The following is a 22,492-nucleotide window of genomic DNA, read 5'->3' as shown; positions in this document are numbered from 1 at the left end:
ATTTCCTTTTATTATTTTAAGCGCCCTATTTTAGTTACTTACCTTATACTCTCGCTGAATCAACTTCTATATTTAACCCAATATATCCACTTGTTGCCATTTAGCAACACACTAAGCTATTGATAACTCTATTAACGACTAATAGCACGTACCGCCTGTTGCAAAAATAACACACATTTAAGTAAAAAATTCCGACCAACGCCACAAAAATATTATAAACCATTGATTTTAAACACCTATTTAAATTGGCACTATTTTTGTAATAGTGAGTGCAACTTTAATCAATAAGGAAATTAAATGAACAACCGCTTTTTAGTAATTTTACCCATGCTGGCTTTTGGGTTTATGGGCACAGATGCAATAGCTATGGACGTTCAAGCTACTTTTAATGAGCTAGATAAAGACAGTAACGGCACACTTAGCGAATCAGAAGCGGGTGAAGATGCCGTACTACACGAAAACTTTTCACAAATAGACACTAACCAAGATGGCCAGTTGTCGCTAAGTGAATTCAAAAAGTTTATTCAGTAAATTCATTTAATTAAGGAACATGATTATGAAACAACTTATCGCAGCATTTACATTAATGTTTTTAGCCATTAGCGCCACGGCTTTAGCCTCTTCTGTCAACATTCGCTTTGCTCATTTAGACAAAGATATGGATGGAGCAGTATCGCTTGCAGAAGCCAAACAAGATAAAGAAGTAATGAGGCAATTTGCCGATTTAGATGAAAACCAAGACAAGAAAATTTCTAAAGAAGAGTTTCAAAATTTTAAACCTTAATTGTGATTAAGCGCTTTAATAACAAACTCAATAGTAACGATATTTAAATCTTTTTCTCTGGCTAGAAATTTTAATCAGTTAGCGCTAAACGGGCTGCTTAAAATAGATTTATTATCCACAGCTGAAGTTAATTAAGTTTTACTTAAGCTTTTACCTAGTAAGGTAGGTTTCAAAAGCATTTGCCATAATCCCTGAGGGAATGTGTAAACGGATTTAATGTTGGGAAGTTAAATTATGGCAAGTGCTTTTTTTATTAATCTACAAACACTGTATGTTGGAAGGAAAACCATGAAGTGTGTTTTTTTTAGTGTTATCGCTATTACTATGATCAGCTTTAATGCTGTTGCGTTAGATGTTAAACAACGTTTTGATCACCTTGATGCCAATAAAAGCGGCTTCTTAACAGAAGACGAATTAGAGCCACAGCCTCAGCTACTCAGCACCTTTACTCGCTGGGATAAAAACCAAGACAAACAAATCTCGCTTCTTGAGTTTAAAGACTATTTAACCAATAACCTTTACTGAGTATAAGTATGAAGACCGTAAGCTATTTAGCGCTTGTTGCGCTGGGCCTTTTTAGCGATGTAAGCCTTGGCCAAAGTACAGAAGTTGCCGATAAATTTGAAAAGTTTGACCGTAACCACGATGGCTTTTTAACCCGTTCAGAAACTGCCATTGATCCCGCCCTTTGGTCGCGTTTTTCAAGTTATGATAAAGATAAAGACGGCAGACTTACCCTTTCGGAATATGGCATATACGCCAGTAAGTAACTCTTTTTTATAAGCGTAAGCGCTAAATTTTTAACAGCCCTTACGCTTTTAAGCTATCTACCTCAACATATTGGTATTCTAAAAGTGAGTTTGCTAGGGTTATTTTACTAACAATAAAAAATAACCAACTTATGCAACTCAAAACATTATTTAACCCACTACTGCTTGCCGGCTTATTTGTAAGCAGCACTGCGATTGCGCAAACGCAGGTCATTTACAACGCTAATGGTTACACTCCCTTATACCAAGGTGGTATACAAACGTTTTCTACTTTAGTGATTAAAAACGGTAAAGTTGTTAAAACTGGAGATGATACGCTTAAAAACACTTTTCCTGATGCCACACTTATTGATGCCAAAGGTAATACGTTACTGCCAGGGTTGATTGACGCTCACGGGCATGTAATTGGCCTTGGCGATAACTTATCGCAACTTGATGTACGCGGCGCTAAATCGGTCGCTGAAATAACCACAAAGCTAGAACAATTTGCAAAAAATAAACAAGGCTGGATATTAGGACGAGGCTGGAACCAAGAGCTGTGGAGCGACACGCGCTTTCCTACCGCCAAAGACTTAGACAAAGTAGTCAATGACCGTCCAGTGGTACTTTCGCGCGTTGACAGCCATGCAATTTGGGTTAACAGCAAAGCCTTAGAGCTGGCCGGTATTACCGCAGCCACTCAAGCCCCTGACGGCGGCGAGATTATTAAAGATGAATTTGGCAATCCAACCGGTATTTTTGTTGATAAGGCCGAGTCGTTAATTACCCAGCATATGAGCGCTCCTTCAAAACAAGCTATAAGCGACTCGCTAGATGCCGCAGGCGCGCACTTATTAAGCTTAGGCATTACCTCTACTCACGATGCCGGTATTGATAAAACCACCTGGGAAGTTTACAAAGAGCGCAGCGAGCAAGGTAATTTGCCACTAAGAATTGTCGCTATGCTAAGTGCTGCTAGCCCTGATTTAAAGCACATGCTTAAGGCAGGGCGCTATCAAGATGCTGCATCGTTTATGTCTATCCGCAGTGTAAAAGTATATGCCGATGGCGCATTAGGCTCGCGCGGGGCTGCGCTAATTGATGACTACGCAGATAGAAAAAACCACCACGGCCTAATGCTAGAAACCCAAGCTAAGCTTGAAGAATTATTTACTTTAAGCTTTAAAAATGGCTTTAGCGCCAACACCCATGCAATTGGTGATAAGGCAAATAAAGTGGTACTTGACGCGTATCAAAACGTGTTTAAGCAAACAGGCGGTATGTTACTGCGTAACCGTATTGAACACGCGCAAATAGTCACCCCTGATGATATTCCACGTTTTAAAGCACTTAAAATCATTCCATCTATGCAGCCTGTGCATGCCACCTCAGATATGCATATGGCTCAGCAGCGCTTAACCGATAACCAATTACAAGGTGCATATGCATGGCAAACATTTTTAAAGCAAGGCTCTGTGATTGCAGCAGGCTCTGACTACCCTGTAGAGCTGGCAAACCCTTTTGATGGCTTGTATTCAGCCATTACCCGTATGGATCATAATATGCTGCCTGAGAACGGCTGGCGCGCAAGCGAAGTGCTAAGCCGCGAACAAGCCTTAAGAGCGTTTACCCTCGGCGGCGCGTATGCAGCGCACCAAGAGTTTAAAATAGGCAGCTTAGAAAACGGAAAATGGGCAGACTTTATTTTAATAGACAAAGACTACTTTAAAGTCCCTGTCGATGAGATTTATAAAACACAGGTTTTACAGAGTTGGGTAGCTGGAGAATTACGCTTTAAAAAAGAATAGCTTATAAAGCATACAAACTTAAAAATAAACAAAGTAATTATGGATATTTACTAAAGTAATTAAAAAGTGTGTCGATAAGTGAGGGAATTTAAAAAATCTCTTATGTTTCAGGAAGAAAACATGTTTTCAAAAAAACTATCTCTTACTTTATCGGCTCTTTTTACTTTATCACTTAGTGCATGCTCTACTCACCCAGTTTATAACGGCCACGCTTCGCATAATAATATTGGCCATCACAATAGCCATAATCGTTACACAGACGTTCATCAGCCACGCGTAAATAACTGGCAGTTCCCAGAAAATAACTACCGCCCTATTAACAGCAGTAAATTATTAAGTAACTATACAGAACAATTAGCAATGAAGCTGATTGAAAATATGAACTACATCAACAGTGGGACGCCTGTTGCAATTACTTCGTTTGTGAACTTAGATGACAATTTACAAACCACAAATATATTTGGTAATCACTTGGCTGAAAGCTTTATTACTGAAATGCAGGAGTTTGGCTTATCGGTAGTTGATTACAAACACACAGGCGCTGTGCATGTAACCCCGTTAGGTGATTTCTCGTTTAGTCGTAATGGTAAAGAAATTAAAGGTTACCCACATATTGAATACACTTTATCAGGCACTCTAACTTACACGAATCGTGGTGTAATAGTTAACGCTCGTATTATTGGGGCAAAGTCTAAAGTAGTGGTCTCATCGGCTAAAGGATTTATCCCAAGCTTTGTTGTTGAGTCACTTTATCCAACTCGTAGAACTGATGGCATTGTTTTAGACGCGGTGCTTTAAAACAAAAAAGGGTTAACTTAAATGTTAACCCTTTTTTTGAATTTTTAGCTTCACGCTTCTTTGACTTTAGGCTGCCGGTAGAGCTTTACAATATGGTACATATTTACCAGCGCTAATAAGCCATTAGTAAACGCAACAGGCACTGCACCAATAGCCACACCGTAAATAGTAAATACAATACAACCAAACATATTATACCAACGCAGTTTTACTACATCGGTCATTGTTAACGATGCAACCAAGAAAGCTGATGCAATATAACCTAAATATTCCCAACTCAATTGTTCTCTCCTACCCTTTAGGTTAGCATTACGCTAATGCTAACGTGTGGCACTTGTCAGTGTTACAACGTTTAATACCAATGCGCAATAATACTCAATCATTTTGCGGGGCTAAACGTGTCGCTACCTGTGTTAAAAAATGCTCATTTACGACTGCATGGATGCAGAAGGTAGAACAATGCAGGAGCAATTGCCGAGAACGACTAAATAGCTATTTTTTGCCTAGCTATCAACACGCTTTCCTAGCCTTAAAATTGATCACTTAATTATTAGGCAGATTGGTATAAAATAAAAAAACTAACTTGCTTAAAAAACCTTAAAAAGTATATTGGTTGTAGCCAATAGCTTCCTAAATCATTGCACGGGAAATGAAGGTATTACGTACTTAGCAAGGCTAAATACAGTAGCAAGTTAGCGTAAATTCTTAGAGCCTTAATAATATCGTCATTAAGGTGTAATAAATAGGACAATTGTCCGAAGAGCATATTGATGTTTCAATACCATTTTTCTAGTTACCTTGTTGAACAATTACTCACTTTTGCAGGGAGTAGCTATCAACAATCAAAAAAAGAAGTGCTGATCCACCAAGATCAACCACTTAGTAAACTTGTGCTGGTGCGCAGCGGTACTATTTCATTTAGTTATGATGTAGGTAACGGACGCCGCCTATTATTAGGCCAATTAGATTGCAACAACACCCTAATTGGTGAAATAGAAGCACTAAACAATAACCCATGTATTTATACGGTCACCTGTTTTAGCGATGTAACCTATAATTTAATAGAGCTTCGCCACTGGCGAGCATTACTACTCGAAAAGCCAGAGCTGAGCTTATATACCGCGCAAACCATTGCGGCTAAGTTTCAAGAAAACCAAAAAATTAATTTAGATAAGTTACTGCTGCCTTTAAGCTACAACATAGCTAAAGACTGCTTACTACGAGCCGAGAACAATAACCCAACGCTACTGCGCGCATACCCAACCGTTAACGCCGAAGCAGAGCGCTTTGCAACCACTGAGCGAGCTTATCGCCGCGTAGTTACCGAACTTGTTGAAAAAGGCTTAGTGCAGCGCAGCTCCCATGGGCTAAAAGCGGTCGATACGCAAAGTTTAAGTGATTATGTAGACAGTTTTGCGCAGCTGTAAAAAAATCAGACACAAAAAAAGGCCGTAATGGCCTTTTTTAGTTTTTATGGTATTTATTAGCACTGCGCTATAGCAGCAATTTATTTAAAACGAGTACACAAACACGCCCCCGCGCAAATAAACTCCTACTTAACGCTTAGGCAATTACTTATCTAATAAAATATCTTGGATATTTACTAAATCAGATTTACCTTCAATTATTTCATCTGGCGTTAAACCCGATAACTCATGCGGGAACACTAACCACTCTTCTGACTCATGAATAAAGTAATCTGGCACCATCTCTACTTTTGAGTTTTTAGGCTTATAGTACGGACATGCCACACGAATATCGCGTGGTAAGTTTAAGCGCATAAGCTCAGAAAGCTTTTCTTTTAGTGCAAATATACTGCGGCCAGAATCAAACACATCATCAACAATAAGCAGTGAGTCACCAGCATTAGCGTTTTCTACAATGTAGTGTAGGCCGTGTACTTTTATTTCTTTAGATTGCTTGCCAATACCGTAATAAGACGACGTACGCACCGCAATGTGATCAGTCTCAATGCCTTTGTAGTCGTAGTATTCTTGCACAGCAATACCAATAGGTGCACCACCTCGCCAAATACCAATTATAAAGTCTGGACGAAAGCCATCTTTATAAACTTGTGCCGCTACGCGGAATGAATCTTCAAGTAGCTGTTGAGCTGTGATGTAGCACTTATCTGACATAGTTTAGAACCCCAGTGGTGAGTATAACATTTGAGTGTAGGCACTTTAGCCAATAATTAAACACCCAAACAGGTATTGGCGAAGGATTTTACCGTAAATAAAAATAAATTGCTTGCCTGCAAATAGCAAAATAGGCACCAATTGGTGCCTATTTTATGTATTAAACGCCTAGTTACGTACTATTAAGCTTTTTCTAACAATGTACGTGCCACTGTGCGCATACCTTGCGTAGTTGCACCTGCAGCCCATTGGCTAGTGCTACCCATATTAAATGCTGCAGCTAAATCAATGTGTACCCAACCTTTACCATCGTTTGGTACAAAGCGAGATAAAAAGCCTGCTGCATTTGATGCGCCGCCGTAACCGCCACCTTTTTGAGCGCGGCTATTTGCCGTATCAGCATATGGAGATGGGCAGTTTTGCTGGTGCCATTTTTCAAGCGGAAGAGGCCATGCAGCTTCCATTTCTTGCGATGCAAAGTCTTCTACTTCGCGTACCAGCTCTTTATCAAGGGCAAATAATGCGTTGTACTCTTGACCTACAGCAACGAGTGCAGCACCGGTTAGTGTTGCCGCATCTATAATTAGCTCTGCGCCAGTTTCGCCTGCAGCCATTAGACCATCAGCAAGCACTAAACGCCCTTCAGCATCGGTGTTTACAATTTCAACGGTTGTGCCATTTTTGTAGGTTAAAATATCACCTAGTTTGTAAGCGTGGCCCGAAATTAAGTTCTCTGCACAGCATAAAAACAGCTTAATGCGTTTTTCTATACCGCGGTTAATAGCCAGTGCTAAACCCGCTGTTACCGTTGCCGCGCCACCCATGTCGCACTTCATTCCTAGCATACCTTCGCTAGATTTAATTGAGTAACCACCAGAGTCAAACGTAATACCTTTACCTACAAGCGCAGCGCTTACCGGTGCGTTTTCATCGCCTGTTGGATTGTAATCAAGCTCAAGTAAAACAGGTGGACGCTCAGAGCCACGGCCCACAGCATGAATACCAATCCACTGTTGCTCTAATAACGCATCGCCTTTAATAATTTGGTAGCTTACGTGTTCAGGCGCTAACGATTGAATAAATTCGGCGGCTTTTTCAGCAAGGCTTTCAGGGTAAATGTCATCCGCTGTGCCGTTTACCATTTCTCGTGCCCACGTAGCTGAGGCTTTTAAATGCGCCAGCTCGTTTAGATCTGATTGTGCGTTATCAACAAATTCAACACCATGTAATGATTTAGGTGTTACAAAACCTTGGTAAAAAGCCCATTGGCTTTCTGTGCACCATGTATCGCCCGCAAGCTCAACCTGTTTAACACCTTGGCTTGCAATTGTTCGCGCCGCTTTTTGAACATTTTTTAATGTTTCTTGCTCAGATAAATGAACCGTTGCGCCTTGCTCGTTAAAAGACAACGCCGCGTTTTCGCCCCAATGGCTTGGTGCTGCTTGCTCGCTTAGTTGAACAACAAATTTTTCACTCATGTTAGAATACCCTTACACTTAAATGTGCCACCGAGTTTACTATAGTGAGTACAAGTTCCCAACAGCTTGAGATAAATAACATAAACCAACGCATCTGCAGCGTTTAGCATTGGAATTTAAATGAAATACACCCCAGCTTTACAGCCCGCCACGTTATTAAAACGCTATAAACGCTTTTTAGCCGATCTCCAACTTAACGATGGAACTGAATTTACCGCCCACTGCGCCAACACCGGTAAAATGACAGGTTGCGCAGAGCCTGGCTTTAGCGCTTTTTATTCAACCAGCGATAACAGTAAACGAAAATACCCTCAGTCGTTAGAGCTCACTCAAAACTCCCTCTCGCAGTTAATATGTGTTAATACCGCCGTGGCGAATAAAGTGGTCGAAGAGGCTATCAACAACCAGGTTATTACAGAGCTTAACGGCTATGAGCAGCTTCAAAGTGAAGTAAAATACGGCAGCGAAAACAGCCGTATCGACTTTTTACTCACCGGCGACAATAAACCCGCTTGCTATGTAGAGGTAAAGTCAGTCACTTTGTTAAGCGAAACCGCACCACAAAGTGGGCAAGGCTACTTTCCGGATGCGCAAACCGTGCGTGGGCAAAAACACATTCGCGAATTAATAGAAATGATCGAACAAGGCCACCGCGCAGTATTACTGTTCGCTGTTTTACACCAAGGTATTAATACGGTGAGTGCAGCAAGCCACATAGATAAAAAATACAGCGACTTATTAAAGCACGCGATTAAAAAAGGCTTGGAGGTATACGCTTATAAGGCATCTATTACGCCTAGTGAAGTAACGCTTAGTGAGAAAGTGGCCTTTAAATAAAAAATTTAACTTGCTTTTAAACTTTATGCCCATATAACTAGGCAAGTTTAAATACCGAAATAACGATTAATAAAGCATCAAAATCAAAATATGAGCCTTTTTAGTCAACACACTGGTTGAAGCTAATTCGATTAATTAAAAAATAAATTTGCCTAGGGTATAAGATTCTGCTATTTATACCGCCGGCTAATGCTGAGGCATTAAATTAAGGATTTAGGAGAGAGTTATGCCAGACCAACAAAGACATGGTTTATTGGCTCAAGCCGGTTTAGAACCATACCAAGAAAAGCCGGGCGAAGAGTATATGAATGAAGCACAACGTGCTCATTTTAAAGCGATTTTAGAAGCGTGGCGTAACGACTTACGTAATGAAGTTGACCGCACAAAATCGCATATGCAAGACGAAGCTGCCAACTTTCCTGATCCAGTTGACCGCGCTGCGCAAGAAGAAGAGTTCTCTTTAGAACTTCGTACTCGCGACCGCGAACGTAAACTGATCAAAAAAATTGAAAAAACAATTATCTTAATTAAAGAAGATGATTTTGGCTTTTGTGAGTCATGCGGAATCGAAATTGGTATTCGTCGTTTAGAGGCGCGTCCAACTGCAGATTTATGCGTAGACTGTAAAACCCTTGCAGAAATTAAAGAAAAACAAGCTGGGCGCGGTTAATTAAAATTAGTTAACTATGTCTCCTACAGCCGTTACCACGCCAAAGCGTGACTATCGCGGTCGATTTGCACCGTCTCCTTCTGGGCCACTTCACTTTGGCTCGCTTGTGGCGGCTGTGGGCAGCTACCTTGATGCTAAAGTAAATCAGGGTAAATGGTTAGTGCGCATTGAAGACATAGACACCACCCGCGTGGTTAAGAATGCCGACACCCATATTCTAAATACCTTACAAGCCTACGGCCTTTACTGGGACGAATCCGTTGTTTATCAAACCCAGCGCCTACCTCTTTATCAAGAGGTAACAAATAAGCTGATCCACCAACAATGTGTATATGGTTGTCGCTGTTCTCGCAAACAAATAAAAGCCATGGGTGGCATTTACCAAGGTCACTGCAAAACACTTAACTTGTCAACAGAGCAAGGCGCACTTCGTCTTAGCCAACAGCACCCAACATGCCATTTTAACGATTTGATTCAAGGCGATATTACTGTAAATAGTGCATTAGCCCATGAAGATTACATAATAAAGCGCAGTGACGGATTATTTGCCTACCAACTAGTGGTGGTTATTGATGACATAGAGCAAGGTATTAATCGTGTGGTACGTGGCGCCGATTTAATCGAGCCTACAGCACGGCAAATCAGTTTATTTAAACAGCTTAATGCGCCTATTCCCCAATACGCACATTTACCCCTTGCGGTGGCCGAGCCAGGTTTTAAACTCTCTAAACAAAATTATGCGCCCGCTATTAGCACAGACAACCCAAAGCCCGCGCTTATTGATGCGTTTGAATTTTTAAACTTACCTGTACATAGCCAATTGAATGATTTGTCTGTGGAGCAATTAATGGTGTGGGCTATTAACGAATTTAGCTTAACAGCGGTGCCAAACATACCCGAAATTCAAATTTCGCAAGGTCAGCATCCAAACAGCACTAAATTTACGCATTTAAGCAAATAAAAAACTTAAAAACGGCTTAATTTCAGTCCATCAACTTAATTTTTATACCGCGCTGGTATATGATAGCCGCCTAAATAGAGGCTATTTACAATAAATACAAAGCACCGCACTATAATACCTAATTTATGTGCTTTTTGATTGCGATGACCAGCCAATCATCATTTCTGTAGGAGACAGATTATTATTTCCAAGCTTTTTCAATTTTGCAGGCAAATAATCGGCCCAAATGCCGATGTGCAAAGCACTCAAACAAGTGATGAACCGGTTGTTGTAACACGCGGCGAACATGGTATTTCACGTAAACAATTTAGCCCAAATGCAATCAAAGTACTTTACCGTTTAAAAGACGGTGGTTACGACGCTTACCTTGTAGGTGGTTGTATTCGCGATATATTGTTAGGTCAACAACCAAAAGACTTTGACGTTGTTACCAATGCCACCCCAGAGCAAGTTAAAAAACTATTTAGAAATTGCCGCCTAATTGGCCGTCGTTTTCGCTTAGCACATATTGTTTTTGGTCGCGAAATTATAGAAGTAGCCACCATGCGCGGGCACCACGAAGCGCAAGAAGATAAAAACCAAATTAGCCAATCAAGCGAGCACGGGCAGTTACTGCGCGATAACGTGTTTGGTAGCATTGAAGAAGACGCCGAGCGCCGTGATTTTTCTATCAACGCGCTGTATTACTCTATTAACGATTTTTGTATATACGATTACGCCAATGGCTTAGCGGCCATACAAGCAAAACAAATTGAGTTAATTGGCGACCCAGAAACACGCTACCGCGAAGACCCTGTACGTATGCTACGTGCGGTGCGCTTTGCAACTAAGCTTGATATGAGCATAGCGCCAAAAAGCGAAAAGCCAATTACTGCGCTTGCCAGCCTACTTGATAACATACCGCCAGCGCGTTTATTTGAAGAAGTTCTAAAGCTGTTTTTAAACGGTAAAGCCGAAGCTAACTATTTAATGCTACGCCAATACGGCTTGTTTAAGTCGTTATTTCCGGTGCTTGATAAAATTTTAGATAAAAACCCTGACGGCTTAGAAGCGGCGTTTATTCAGCAAATGTTTCAAAACACCGATAAACGCATAAATGCAGATAAAAAAGTAACGCCTGCGTTTATATTTGCTGCTTTAATGTGGTTTCCGCTGCTTGAGCGCACAACTAAAATTAAACAACAAGAACAGCTGTCTTACTTTGATGCCTTTGCTCAAGCCATGAATAAAGTTCTGAGCGAAAATGCCCAGCATATTGCAGTACCTAAACGCTTTACCTTAGGCGCGCGCGACATTTGGCATATACAGCAACGTTTAGATAAACGTGCCGGCCAACGCGCTTACAGACTTACCCAGCAGCCACGATTTAAAGCCGCTTATGACTTTTTATTATTACGAGTGGATGCCGGTGAGCACCAACATAGTGAGCTTGCCCAGTGGTGGACACAATACTTGAGCCTAGATATTAATGGCCAAAAAGAAATGGTAAAAAACCTAGGCCACCAAGGTGGACCAAAACCACGTAAACGTCCGCGCCGCCGCACCACTAAAAAGCCAGCTGAGTAATTGCATGCAGTGTGTATATTTGGGTTTAGGTGCCAACCTAAACTCACCCAAAGAGCAGCTTGATAACGCCGTTTGTGCGCTTAAAAAGCTGCCTCATTGTGAATTTATAAGTGTATCGCATTACTATGCAAGCAAACCAATGGGCCCACAAGATCAACCCGACTATGTAAATGCCGTAGCGTGTATTAAAACCGCGCTTGAACCTGAGCAATTACTTGATTTAACTCAAGCCATAGAGCTTGAACATGGGCGGGTAAGAAAAGCCGAACGTTGGGGGCCGCGTACGCTCGATATAGATACCTTACTGTTTGGTCAGCAAGTGATTAATACCCAGCGCTTAACTGTGCCACATTATGGCCTGTGCGAACGTGAGTTTGTAGTTTACCCTTTACTTGAGCTTGCCCCAGAACTGATTTTACCAAGCGGCATTGCATTAAAAACCATTGCGCAAGACTTACCGCTCAACGACTTACAACAATTACCTCTGTAATTAACCAAGGCTTATGCCTGCGAGGATATTATGTCTAAAATAACCGTTTCTACTTTAAATAAAATGAAAGCAGAAAATAACAAAATCACCGCATTAACCGCTTACGATGCCAGTTTTGCTAAGTTATTTCATGATAACGGTGTGGACGTTATTTTAGTTGGCGACTCTTTGGGCATGGTGCTGCAAGGTGGCGACGATACCCTAGGCGTAACCAATCAAGATATAGCCTATCATACCCGCTGTGTACGCGGTGGCAGCCGTGAGCTTTTTGTAATAGCCGATATGCCCTTTATGAGCTATTCAAATGTTAGCGACACCTGTAAAAATGCAGCAGAGTTAATGCGTGCAGGCGCTAATATGGTAAAACTTGAGGGCGGTGAATGGCTTTACGACAGCATTAAAAGTTTAACGCAGCAAGGGATTCCTGTTTGTGGCCATTTAGGATTAACGCCGCAATCAGTACACGTATTTGGAGGCTTTAAAATTCAAGGCCGCGAAGACGACAAAGCGCAAAAAATGATTGATGATGCAAAAGCCCTAGAAGCCGCAGGTGCTCAATTATTAGTGCTTGAGTGTATCCCAAGTGCGCTCGCTAAACGCATTACCGATGCCGTCACCATTCCTACCATAGGTATTGGCGCAGGTAATGTAACGGATGGCCAAATACTGGTAATGCACGACTTAGTCGGTATTTCGGCAGGATACATTCCTAAATTTTCTAAAAACTTTTTACTGGAAACTGGCAACATGCCAGATGCAGTTAAAAAATATTGTACAGACGTTAAAAGTGGCGCATTTCCAAGCGCCGAACATGAGTTTAAATAATGCAGTCAATTACTGAAATTAAATCATTACGTAGTCAAATTAAAGCTTGGCGCCAAGCAGGTTTAAGCGTGGCTTTAGTGCCAACCATGGGCAACTTACACCGCGGCCACTTTTCATTGGTTGAAAAAGCAAAAACAATGGCCGATAAAGTGGTTGTGAGTATTTTTGTCAACCCAATGCAATTTGGTGCCAACGAAGATTTAGATAGCTACCCGCGTACATTAAACGAAGACAAACAAGGCTTAGCCGACTTAAACACCGATATTGTGTTTACCCCAAGCGTAGACACCATTTACCCAAATGGGCTTGGTGAGCAAAGCTTTGTAGATGTACCTGGCGTATCTATGGGGTATTGTGGCGGCACGCGCCCAGGACACTTTAGAGGCGTAGCCACGGTAGTGACTAAGTTATTTAATTTAGTACAACCAGATTATGCATGCTTTGGCGAAAAAGACTTTCAGCAGCTGCAAGTGATTAAAACCATGGTACGCGATTTATCAATTCCGGTTGAAATTGTTGGTGTACCGACCATGCGTGAAGTTTCAGGCTTAGCTATGAGCTCGCGAAATGGCTATTTATCTGCAGAGCAAAAAGCCACGGCTACCGCATTATTTAAAACACTAAACAGTTGCGCTGAGCAGCTCAAAGCAGGCAATACCGATTATAAAGCACTTGAGCAAAGCGCACAGCTTAGTTTAGAGCAAGCCGGCTTAAAGCCTGATTATTTTGAGATAGCTCAACGAGATACATTAAAAGCTGCTACACTTGATGATACACAACTTGTTATTTTAGCTGCCGCCTTTTTAGGCAATGTTAGATTAATCGACAACTTACAAGTTGAGATTTAACAAAAGCGCAGTTCAACGTTAAGGATAAGCATGCAAACATTTATTAAAACGAGTGCCCTCGCCCTTTCATTTTCATTTTCATTGTTAGCAGCTTGCCAAAATCAAGTGAAAAACCCTGAGTTAAACCAATGTGCACAACAAAACTATCAGTGCGAAAATAGTTGCGATCAGCAATCAATTGACAAAGGTTTAAAACAGCAAGTGTGCTCTGCCAAATGTGTAGAGAGCTATAATCAGTGTAAAGCACAAGCGCAAAAGCTGACTGATCTGTAATCGCTTTTTAGTAAGTTAGTCTGTTTTACGTTTTAAATTTTACACAAAAAAAAACCGCTCATTGAGCGGTTTTTTTATTGGTTGGGTTTAAATTATAAACCTAACTTTTTAAGCTCTGCTTCTACTAACTTAGCAGATAGTGGTACGTAACCATCTTTTTCAACGATTTTTTGACCGTCTTTAGAAAGTACCATTTTTAAGAACTCAGCTTCAATTGGTGAAAGCGGCTTATTAGGGTGCTTGTTCACGTACACGTATAAGAAACGAGAAAGTGGGTATTTACCTTTAGCAACATTATCAAGCGTTGCATCTACGTAGTTAGTGCCTTTTTTAGATAAAGGAACCGTACGTACACCCGACGTTTTGTAACCAATACCTGAGTAACCAATCGCGTTTAATGAAGATGAGATTGACTGTACAACAGAGGCTGAACCTGGTTGCTCATTTACGTTGTTACGGAAGTCACCTTTACACAGCGCTTTCTTTTTAAAGTAACCGTAAGTACCTGATACAGAGTTACGTCCGTATAATTGAATGTCTTTTGCAGCCCAGTCGCCCGTTAGGCCAACATCGCTCCAGCGGTTAACTTGCTCAGACGCACCACATTTACGAGTAGATGAAAAAATAGCATCTACTTGGTCAATACGTAAGCCTTCAATTGGGTTATCTTTGTGTACAAATACCGCTAGTGCATCAATCGCTACACGTACTTCTGTAGGCTTGTAACCGTAGCGTTTTTCGAACGCTTCGATTTCTTTTGATTTCATTTTACGGCTCATAGGACCCATGTTAGAGGTGCCTTCGGTAAGCGCTGGTGGAGCAGTAGACGAACCTGCCGCTTGAATTTGAATATTTACATTAGGGTAAATACGTTTGTACTCTTCAGCCCAGAAAGTCATCATGTTAGCTAAAGTATCAGAGCCTACAGATGAAAAGTTACCTGAAACGCCGTTAATTTTTTGATATTCAGGAATTGCGTCGTCAAGAGCAACAGCCTGTGCAGATACTAATGTTGTAACAGCCACACCCATTGCGGCAACTAAGTTTTTAAATTTCATGCGGGGTTCTCCGATTTGTTCGTCCCATTTCCTAACTGTCGTCTACTGTAAAGTGAGTAGATGACAGTTACATTACTCTTAAATGACACTTTTATGACTTTGCTTTTTATTGCCTTTAACTTGCTAAGTTAACAAGCTTATCCTTTGAAAAGTCGAAAGAAAAACACGAGCCTTTACCAAGCTCACTGCTTATATTTAATTTACTATCGTGACGTGTAAGCACATGTTTAGTAATTGCTAAGCCTAAACCTGAGCCACCGGTTGTGCGACTCCTTGCTTTATCTACGCGGTAAAAGCGCTCAGTTAAACGATTTATATGCTCTGGTGCAATACCATCGCCATTATCATTTACGCTAAAATGCGCAAGCCCCTCTTTACGCTGCCAGGTAACAACAATTTTTCCGCCCGCTTTAGTGTAATGTATAGCGTTAAACACTAAATTAGAAAATGCACTGCGTAGCTCATCTTCAGAGCCTTTAATATCAAGCTCATTATCTATATCAAAAATAAGCTCATGGCCTTTATCTTGGTTTATAGATTGCGCTTCGGTTTTAATGTAGTTGAGCATTTGCGGCACATTAATGGCTTTGTCGTTGTCTTGCCTACGCGCCCCTTCAATACGCGAAAGAGATAAAAGCTGATTAACTAAGCTGTCCATACGCTTACATTGCTCAAGCATGGTATTTTGCGCTTTATTCCACATTGCAGGCGGTGGCATCATATCGCCATCCATCATCTCAAGGTAGCCAGTAACAACCGTAAGTGGCGTACGCAGCTCATGTGATACATTGGCAACAAAATCTTTGCGCATTTGCTCTAGCTGCTTTAGGCGTGTTACATCACGTACTACCACCATAAGCTGCGTGTTGGCATACGGCATTACCCTAAATTCAAGCACTTGGTCAACAATATGTCCGTTATCAAGCTCTAATGGCTCTTCAAATTCACCGCGCAGCATGTACTTGGCAAATTTAGGTTCGCGTATTAGGTTATCTAGGCGCTGGCCATGATCGGTCGGCCATTGGAGCCCCAATACTTTAAGTGCAAGTTGGTTACACCAAACAATGCTTAAATCACTTTGCAACACCACTACGGCATCGGGTACGGCTTCAGCTCCATCGCGAAAGCGACGAATTAAATCGGCCAGTTCATTGCGTTTTTTACGATTACGGTGCTGTAAATGATAAATGCCTTCAAATACTTGTTCCCACGCACCCTCGCCCTCTGGTGGGTTAAAGCTACGTTGATTTAAAAGCCAATCGCTTAAGCGATAAAGTTGATGATAATGCCAGACTAAAAGAGAAGAAGTGCCTAAAAATAAAAGCAAAAATGGTGCACCAATAAGCACACCAACTAATAACAGGGGTAAAAAATAGATAAACAGACGTTTTACTAACGCCTGTTTATTAATAACTCGATACATACACTCACTTTACCTTTGAGTAGTAATTTATGCGTACTCACACCCTAGCTGCGGTACCTTATAATTTACTAGAAAAACGATAACCTGCACCACGTACTGTTTGTACTAAGCGATCATGCCCCAGCGGTGCAATCGCTTTGCGTAAACGACGTATGTGCACATCAACTGTACGGTCTTCTACGTACACATTAGTTCCCCAAACATGGTCAAGCAGTTGCTCACGGCTATAAACACGCTCTGGGTGAGTCATAAAAAAATGTAATAATCTAAATTCGGTTGGGCCCATATCAAGCTCGCTTCCCTCAGAGGTAACGCGGTGCGATATTGGGTCTAAACGCAAGCCATGTACTTCTATGGCTTCTTCTAATGAGGTAGGCGATACACGGCGAATAACCGCTTTAATACGAGCCATTAACTCTTTAGGAGAAAAAGGTTTAGTGACGTAGTCATCTGCCCCTACTTCTAGGCCGCGTACTTTGTCTTCTTCTTCGCCGCGGGCTGTAAGCATAATGATTGGAATTTGGCGTGTGTATTCACTTTGCTTAAATTGCTTAGCAATTTGAATACCGCTACCACCTGGTAACATCCAATCGAGTAAAACCATATCTGGGTATGGTTCAACCATAGCTGCAATTGCAGAATCGTAATCTTCTGCTTCAATTGCTTGAAATCCATTTTGCTCTAAAACAAAAACTAACATCTCTCTGATAGGAGCTTCATCATCTACGACTAGTACTTTACGTGACATTCCAAATTATCTCTTACGCTATCGAATTAGTTTTCATTATTATGACTAAGTATGACATTTTTATGAAAGTGTAACGTGTAAATTAAAATCCTGGTAAAAAAAACACAAAATAGTGACAAAAAACCTCATTAACGTCATATTTTTAAAACTATTTTGCAAATTACGGTTAATCAAAACATATTTACAAAAAGATGACAGTTTTATTTCTAAGTAGATACTCATAGCGGGATCATTGCTTTACTAACACAGTAAAAAACCAGATACGAAACTGAGTTTGCACTGGAAGATGTCATTACGTGGTTAAAAATAGATCTGTTTTTTACTAAGCAGCCTATAAAAAGATCAGATTTTTACTAAGCCGATCGGGTTTGGGATCACGGTTATACTTAGTCAAACAACTAAGCATCTGATCTATTGTACAAATAAAAAACGATCTGATTGATTGAGCGCCTAACATGGCGTAAATTTATGCGCTAGTTGGTAAATAAATGATCCGAATGCGGGGCGGTTAGTAAATCAGTGATCCCATTTTATTAAGTTGGTACAACAGTGATCCCAGTGCTTTGCGGTATAAAAAAACCAGCTGGATTACGCCAGCTGGTTTTTATAACGCTATTTATTAATCAAAGATCATTATTTAATTTGTGGGTCTAACTCACCACTTAAATATTTAAGGTGCATGTCATCAAGTGAAATTGGCTTAATTTTACCTGCTTGACCAGCTGTACCAAACGCGTTGTAACGCGCAACACAAATCTCTGTCATTGCTTTAGTTGCTTCTGCTAGGTATTTACGCGGATCGAAGTTAGATGGGTTAAGCGCCATATGACGGCGAATAGCACCGGTAGAGGCCAGGCGTAAATCGGTATCAATATTTACTTTACGTACACCGTATTTGATCCCTTCTACAATTTGCTCAACAGGTACACCGTACGTTTCAGGAATTTCGCCACCGTATTGATTTATGATCTCTAACCACTCTTGTGGTACAGACGACGATCCGTGCATTACTAAGTGCGTGTTCGGGATACGTGCGTGAATTTCTTTAATACGATCAATCGCTAAAATGTCATCTGTGGGTGGGCGCGTAAATTTATACGCACCGTGCGATGTTCCACAAGCAATTGCCAAGGCATCAACATGGGTTTTATTTACAAAATCAGCGGCTTCTTCTGGGTCGGTAAGCATTTGATCAGTAGTTAGTTTACCTTCTGCGCCTACACCATCTTCTTCGCCCGCTTCACCGGTTTCAAGTGAGCCAAGTACACCTAGCTCGCCCTCTACCGATACGCCACAAGCATGTGCCATAGCCACGGTTTCGCGTGTTACTTCTACATTATATTCGTAGCTTGATGGGGTTTTTCCGTCAGTCATTAATGAGCCATCCATCATAACTGATGAAAAGCCAAGTTGAATTGAGCGTTGGCAAACACCGGGTGAGGTACCGTGATCTTGGTGCATTACTACTGGAATGTGCGGCCATTCTTCAACGGCTGCTAAAATCATGTGGCGGATAAATGGAGCACCAGCATAAGCACGTGCGCCTGCTGATCCTTGAACAATTACTGGGCTGTTTGTTTTATCAGCCGCTTCCATTATTGCGCGCATTTGCTCTTGGTTATTCACGTTAAAGGCTGGAACGCCGTAACCGTGTTCAGCTGCATGATCTAAAAGTTGTCGCATACTGATTAAAGCCATTGGGTATTCTCCAATTTATCGACAGCAGTCTCCTGCCATCTAGTTTGAACGGATATGTTAGTTTGACGCAATCACTGCGCCACAAAATAAAGCAATTTACACTGCTTAGTTTTGTCTTAATTAACTATTAAATAAGGGTGAGAGGTATTTAATAATTAATCGTTGGTGAGGGTTTCCCCTCACCTAATGCGGCTAAAAATTTATTATTTAGCGCGCGACTCTAGCATTTCTACTGCTGGAAGTTTTTTGCCTTCTAAAAACTCTAAGAACGCACCACCACCGGTAGAAATGTAAGATACTTTATCGGCAATGCCGTATTTATCAATTGCCGCTAAAGTGTCACCACCGCCTGCAATCGAAAACGCATTAGAGTTAGCAATTGCCTGAGCAATAGCACGTGTACCATTACCAAACTGATCAAACTCAAATACGCCAACTGGGCCATTCCATACAACAGTACCGGCGTTTGCAATAATTTTTGCAAGCTGGCTGGCTGTATCAGGGCCAATATCAAAAATCATGTCATCGCTTGTTACTTCGCTTACATCTTTAAGCGTAGCGACTGCAGAGTCTGAAAATTCATTACCTACCACAACATCAGTCGGTACCGGAATTTCACCATCGTTTGCTTTAGCTGCTGCACATAAACGATTTGCTTCATCCATTAAATCAGCTTCATAAAGTGATTTACCAACCGGATGACCCGCAGCAGCAATAAAGGTATTAGCAATACCGCCACCTGTTACAAGCTGATCTACAATCGTTGAAAGCGAGTCTAAAACAGTTAATTTAGTTGATACTTTAGAACCACCTACAATGGCCACTAATGGGCGTGCTGGGTTATCTAGTGCTTTACCTAGTGCTTCAAGTTCTGCTGATAATAACGGGCCAGCACAGGCAACATCTGCAAATAAGCCAACGCCATGAGTAGACGCTTGTGCGCGGTGCGCGGTGCCAAATGCATCCATTACATACACATCACACAGTGCAGCAAGTTGTTTTGATAAGGCTTCGTCGTTTTTCTTCTCGCCTTTATTAAATCGTACGTTTTCAAATACAACTACTTCGTTATCGGCAACTTCAACGCCGTTTAAGTAGTCTTTTTCAAGGCGTACATTTTGCTCAAGTGCATCGTTTAGGTAATCGGCTACAGGGGCAAGTGAAAATTCGTCATCGTACTCGCCTTCCGTAGGGCGGCCAAGGTGCGACATAACCATTACTTTAGCGCCTTTTTCAAGAGCTAGCTTAATAGTAGGTAGTGCAGCACGAATACGTGCATCTGAGGTCACTTTACCTGCTTTAACTGGTACATTTAAATCTTCACGAATTAATACGCGCTTGCCGTTTAAATCTAAATCTGCCATTTTTATGACCGACATAACATCTCCTTAGTTAACGATACTTGAACCTGAAAAATAAATTTTAAAATTATTATAAAATGCTTACTTAGCCATCATCGCACGTGCTGTATCTAGCATGCGATTGGCAAAACCCCATTCGTTATCACACCAAACAAGTAACTTTATCAGGCGTTTGTGACTAACGCGTGTCTGCGTGCCATCAATAATACAAGAATGTGGGTCGTGATTAAAATCAACCGATACCAATGGCTCTTCGGTGTAACTTAAAATACCTTCTAAGCGGTCTTTTGCTTGGGCTTTAAGTGCCGTATTTACCGCGTTTAAATCTACATCGGCATTTACTGTAACACTTAAATCCATTGCCGTTACGTTAATTGTCGGCACGCGAACCGCAATGGCTTCAAAGCGCCCTTCAAATTTGGGTAAAATGCGGTCTATTCCTCGTGCTAATTTTGTATCAACTGGAATAATAGACTGACTCGCAGCGCGGGTACGACGTAAATCATGATGGTACGCATCAATCACTTGTTGATCGTTCATCGACGCGTGAATAGTGGTAATAGCGCCCGATTCAATGCCAAACGCATCATCTAGCACTTTAATAACAGGCACCACACAGTTTGTAGTACATGAGCCGTTAGATACTATAGTGTGCTCGCGTTTGAGCTCATCATCGTTAATGCCATACACAATGGTGGCATCTACATCGTTATCAGCTGGGTGCGAAAACAACACCTTTTTAGCACCCGCAGTAATGTGTAATTGTGCATGCTCGCGCGAGTGATAAACACCGGTACATTCAAGCACTACATCTACATCAAGGGTTTGCCAAGGTAATTCTACTGGGTTTTCTTCACAAAATAGTGCAATGGTATCGCTTGCAACGCTAATGGTGTCTTCACCAAGTTTTACAGGAAAAGAAAAACGACCGTGGGACGTGTCGTATTTTAATAAATGAGCAATAGCTTCAGGGTCAGCAAGTTCGTTAATCGCAACAATTTTTATCTCGTTGCTCAAACCTGACTCGTACAACGCGCGGACAATATTTCGACCAATACGACCAAAACCATTAATTGCAAGTTTGATTGCCATGAAATATAAAATCCACTCTCTTTACGTGCAGACAAAGGCATCGATGCCTTTTAGATGGCTGTATTGTAATCGACCTTGAACATTATTATAAGAGGGAGCGATTAGAAACTTTAAATTAACCCAAAAGTAGCTAATTTACTTGGCTACTTTTGGGCATAAAGCGAGCTTGCTTGAGTGCTTACTGTAGTGCTTTTAAAGCATTAATTATATCTTGTGGCTCTGAGCGGGTGCGGTAATCAACATCGACATAGCGCCACGTCACTTTACCTTCGCTATCTAAAACAAACGTGGCAGGGATAGGTAAAATACTGCCGTTGCCGTTATTAAGCGACTCTAAATCAAGGCCGCGGTCTTCGCGCATATGCTCTAATAAAAATGCAGGTACTTGCCACGCTACGCCATAGCTTGCTGCTATATCTGCATTTTGGTCACTCAGCACAACAAAATCCATATTACGTATGTCGTTTTCGCTCATTGAGCCATCGGGCGCTTGTGGGCTAATAGCCACCAGCTGTTCGCCTAATGCGTGAATTTCAGGTAGGCGTGACTGCAATGCTTTTAGCTGTAAATTACAATAAGGGCACCAACTACCACGATAAAAAGTTATAACCACAGGCCCTTTTGCAAGTAGCTCATCTAATAAAACTTGCTCACCGTGCTGGTTAGGCAGTTCAAAGCGTGGGGCATTTTGATCTAAATTAAGTGCATTTGCCCCTTCTTGAAACGCTTTTGCCTGAGCAATGGTTTCATCAACGCCTTTCATAAAATCAGGATTACCTTTTCGCCCTGCTGCTATTTTTGCTTCGGTTTGTGCTTTTAATGTGTTGCTTTCATCGCTCATAGTATTGCTACCTTCAAATTAATCAAAAACATAAAACTAGCTTACA

At 41.3% G+C, this 22,492-nt stretch carries 25 protein-coding genes; 15 read left to right on the top strand and 10 right to left on the bottom strand.

Annotated features, from left to right (window positions below; all coding sequences use genetic code 11):
* Nucleotides 1–297: 297 nt before the first annotated feature.
* From CWB60_RS01180 to CWB60_RS01155, 6 genes are all read left to right on the top strand, one after another.
* Nucleotides 298–531 (top strand): EF-hand domain-containing protein, encoded by a 234-nt coding sequence (locus CWB60_RS01180; protein ID WP_004586103.1) that lies wholly within the window; start codon nt 298–300, stop codon nt 529–531.
* A gap of 25 nt (nt 532–556) precedes the next feature.
* The gene (locus CWB60_RS01175; protein WP_029773904.1) at nt 557–784 is read left to right on the top strand and encodes an EF-hand domain-containing protein; all 228 of its coding nucleotides are present in this window, start codon (nt 557–559) and stop codon (nt 782–784) included.
* Between the two features lie 288 nt (nt 785–1,072).
* The gene (locus CWB60_RS01170; protein WP_024033183.1) at nt 1,073–1,309 is read left to right on the top strand and encodes an EF-hand domain-containing protein; all 237 of its coding nucleotides are present in this window, start codon (nt 1,073–1,075) and stop codon (nt 1,307–1,309) included.
* Nucleotides 1,310–1,317: 8 nt separating this feature from the next.
* Nucleotides 1,318–1,554 carry an EF-hand domain-containing protein gene (locus CWB60_RS01165; protein WP_004586100.1) on the top strand — a complete coding sequence of 79 codons (237 nt, stop codon included), beginning with the start codon at nt 1,318–1,320 and terminating at the stop codon, nt 1,552–1,554.
* 131 nt (nt 1,555–1,685) lie between these two features.
* Entirely contained in the window at nt 1,686–3,341 is a 1,656-nt protein-coding gene (locus CWB60_RS01160; protein ID WP_138576898.1) for an amidohydrolase, read from the top strand.
* 120 nt (nt 3,342–3,461) lie between these two features.
* A complete protein-coding gene (locus CWB60_RS01155; RefSeq protein ID WP_004586098.1) occupies nt 3,462–4,139 on the top strand; it encodes a FlgO family outer membrane protein in 678 nt (225 codons plus the stop codon).
* A gap of 50 nt (nt 4,140–4,189) precedes the next feature.
* Here the strand turns inward: CWB60_RS01155 and CWB60_RS01150 are convergent, their stop codons facing one another.
* Complete coding sequence (locus tag CWB60_RS01150) at nt 4,190–4,420, bottom strand: YgjV family protein (protein ID WP_096041230.1); 231 nt, start codon at nt 4,418–4,420, stop codon at nt 4,190–4,192.
* A gap of 489 nt (nt 4,421–4,909) precedes the next feature.
* Between CWB60_RS01150 and CWB60_RS01145 the strand changes: the two genes are divergently transcribed.
* The gene (locus CWB60_RS01145; RefSeq protein ID WP_004586096.1) at nt 4,910–5,566 is read left to right on the top strand and encodes a Crp/Fnr family transcriptional regulator; all 657 of its coding nucleotides are present in this window, start codon (nt 4,910–4,912) and stop codon (nt 5,564–5,566) included.
* A gap of 144 nt (nt 5,567–5,710) precedes the next feature.
* Here CWB60_RS01145 and CWB60_RS01140 read toward each other — a convergent pair whose 3' ends face one another.
* Both CWB60_RS01140 and pepB read right to left on the bottom strand, forming a co-directional pair.
* The gene (locus CWB60_RS01140; RefSeq protein WP_004586095.1) at nt 5,711–6,277 is read right to left on the bottom strand and encodes a phosphoribosyltransferase; all 567 of its coding nucleotides are present in this window, start codon (nt 6,275–6,277) and stop codon (nt 5,711–5,713) included.
* Between the two features lie 182 nt (nt 6,278–6,459).
* Nucleotides 6,460–7,755 (bottom strand): aminopeptidase PepB, encoded by a 1,296-nt coding sequence (gene pepB, locus CWB60_RS01135; protein WP_054982768.1) that lies wholly within the window; start codon nt 7,753–7,755, stop codon nt 6,460–6,462.
* A 120-nt stretch (nt 7,756–7,875) separates the two neighbouring features.
* Here pepB and sfsA point away from each other — a divergent pair, with 120 nt between their 5' ends.
* From sfsA to CWB60_RS01095, 8 genes are all read left to right on the top strand, one after another.
* Entirely contained in the window at nt 7,876–8,592 is a 717-nt protein-coding gene (gene sfsA, locus CWB60_RS01130; protein ID WP_138576900.1) for a DNA/RNA nuclease SfsA, read from the top strand.
* Between the two features lie 226 nt (nt 8,593–8,818).
* Nucleotides 8,819–9,262, top strand: a complete 444-nt coding sequence (gene dksA / locus CWB60_RS01125) for an RNA polymerase-binding protein DksA (RefSeq protein ID WP_004586092.1) — start codon at nt 8,819–8,821, stop codon at nt 9,260–9,262.
* A gap of 16 nt (nt 9,263–9,278) precedes the next feature.
* Nucleotides 9,279–10,223 carry a tRNA glutamyl-Q(34) synthetase GluQRS gene (gene gluQRS, locus CWB60_RS01120; protein ID WP_138576901.1) on the top strand — a complete coding sequence of 315 codons (945 nt, stop codon included), beginning with the start codon at nt 9,279–9,281 and terminating at the stop codon, nt 10,221–10,223.
* Nucleotides 10,224–10,457: 234 nt separating this feature from the next.
* Complete coding sequence (pcnB, locus tag CWB60_RS01115; protein ID WP_004586090.1) at nt 10,458–11,789, top strand: polynucleotide adenylyltransferase PcnB; 1,332 nt, start codon at nt 10,458–10,460, stop codon at nt 11,787–11,789.
* Between the two features lie 4 nt (nt 11,790–11,793).
* Complete coding sequence (gene folK, locus CWB60_RS01110; RefSeq protein WP_029773910.1) at nt 11,794–12,279, top strand: 2-amino-4-hydroxy-6-hydroxymethyldihydropteridine diphosphokinase; 486 nt, start codon at nt 11,794–11,796, stop codon at nt 12,277–12,279.
* 30 nt (nt 12,280–12,309) lie between these two features.
* Nucleotides 12,310–13,104: a 3-methyl-2-oxobutanoate hydroxymethyltransferase gene (gene panB, locus CWB60_RS01105; RefSeq protein WP_055252800.1), complete on the top strand. Its 795-nt coding sequence runs from the start codon at nt 12,310–12,312 to the stop codon at nt 13,102–13,104.
* Nucleotides 13,104–13,952, top strand: coding sequence for a pantoate--beta-alanine ligase (gene panC, locus CWB60_RS01100; RefSeq protein WP_004586087.1), 849 nt, complete (start codon nt 13,104–13,106; stop codon nt 13,950–13,952). Before panB ends, panC begins: the two co-directional genes overlap by 1 nt.
* Nucleotides 13,953–13,982: 30 nt before the next feature.
* Nucleotides 13,983–14,225, top strand: a complete 243-nt coding sequence (locus CWB60_RS01095; protein ID WP_055252799.1) for a hypothetical protein — start codon at nt 13,983–13,985, stop codon at nt 14,223–14,225.
* Between the two features lie 92 nt (nt 14,226–14,317).
* Here CWB60_RS01095 and CWB60_RS01090 read toward each other — a convergent pair whose 3' ends face one another.
* From CWB60_RS01090 to CWB60_RS01060, 7 genes are all read right to left on the bottom strand, one after another.
* Nucleotides 14,318–15,283, bottom strand: coding sequence for a PstS family phosphate ABC transporter substrate-binding protein (locus tag CWB60_RS01090; protein WP_004586085.1), 966 nt, complete (start codon nt 15,281–15,283; stop codon nt 14,318–14,320).
* 115 nt (nt 15,284–15,398) lie between these two features.
* Nucleotides 15,399–16,706 (bottom strand): phosphate regulon sensor histidine kinase PhoR, encoded by a 1,308-nt coding sequence (gene phoR / locus CWB60_RS01085; RefSeq protein ID WP_004586084.1) that lies wholly within the window; start codon nt 16,704–16,706, stop codon nt 15,399–15,401.
* Nucleotides 16,707–16,764: 58 nt separating this feature from the next.
* Nucleotides 16,765–17,454, bottom strand: coding sequence for a phosphate regulon transcriptional regulator PhoB (gene phoB / locus CWB60_RS01080; RefSeq protein WP_004586083.1), 690 nt, complete (start codon nt 17,452–17,454; stop codon nt 16,765–16,767).
* A gap of 633 nt (nt 17,455–18,087) precedes the next feature.
* Nucleotides 18,088–19,152, bottom strand: a complete 1,065-nt coding sequence (gene fba, locus CWB60_RS01075) for a class II fructose-bisphosphate aldolase (protein ID WP_004586082.1) — start codon at nt 19,150–19,152, stop codon at nt 18,088–18,090.
* A 203-nt stretch (nt 19,153–19,355) separates the two neighbouring features.
* The gene (locus CWB60_RS01070) at nt 19,356–20,531 is read right to left on the bottom strand and encodes a phosphoglycerate kinase (RefSeq protein ID WP_004586081.1); all 1,176 of its coding nucleotides are present in this window, start codon (nt 20,529–20,531) and stop codon (nt 19,356–19,358) included.
* A gap of 63 nt (nt 20,532–20,594) precedes the next feature.
* Entirely contained in the window at nt 20,595–21,605 is a 1,011-nt protein-coding gene (gene epd / locus CWB60_RS01065) for an erythrose-4-phosphate dehydrogenase (RefSeq protein ID WP_055252798.1), read from the bottom strand.
* Nucleotides 21,606–21,783: 178 nt separating this feature from the next.
* A complete protein-coding gene (locus CWB60_RS01060; protein WP_138576903.1) occupies nt 21,784–22,446 on the bottom strand; it encodes a peroxiredoxin-like family protein in 663 nt (220 codons plus the stop codon).
* Between the last annotated feature and the right edge of the window lie 46 nt (nt 22,447–22,492).

Source organism: Pseudoalteromonas sp. S327 (assembly GCF_005886415.1).
Classification (GTDB): Bacteria; Pseudomonadota; Gammaproteobacteria; order Enterobacterales; family Alteromonadaceae; genus Pseudoalteromonas; species Pseudoalteromonas atlantica.
This window is presented reverse-complemented; position numbering and strand designations above follow the sequence as displayed.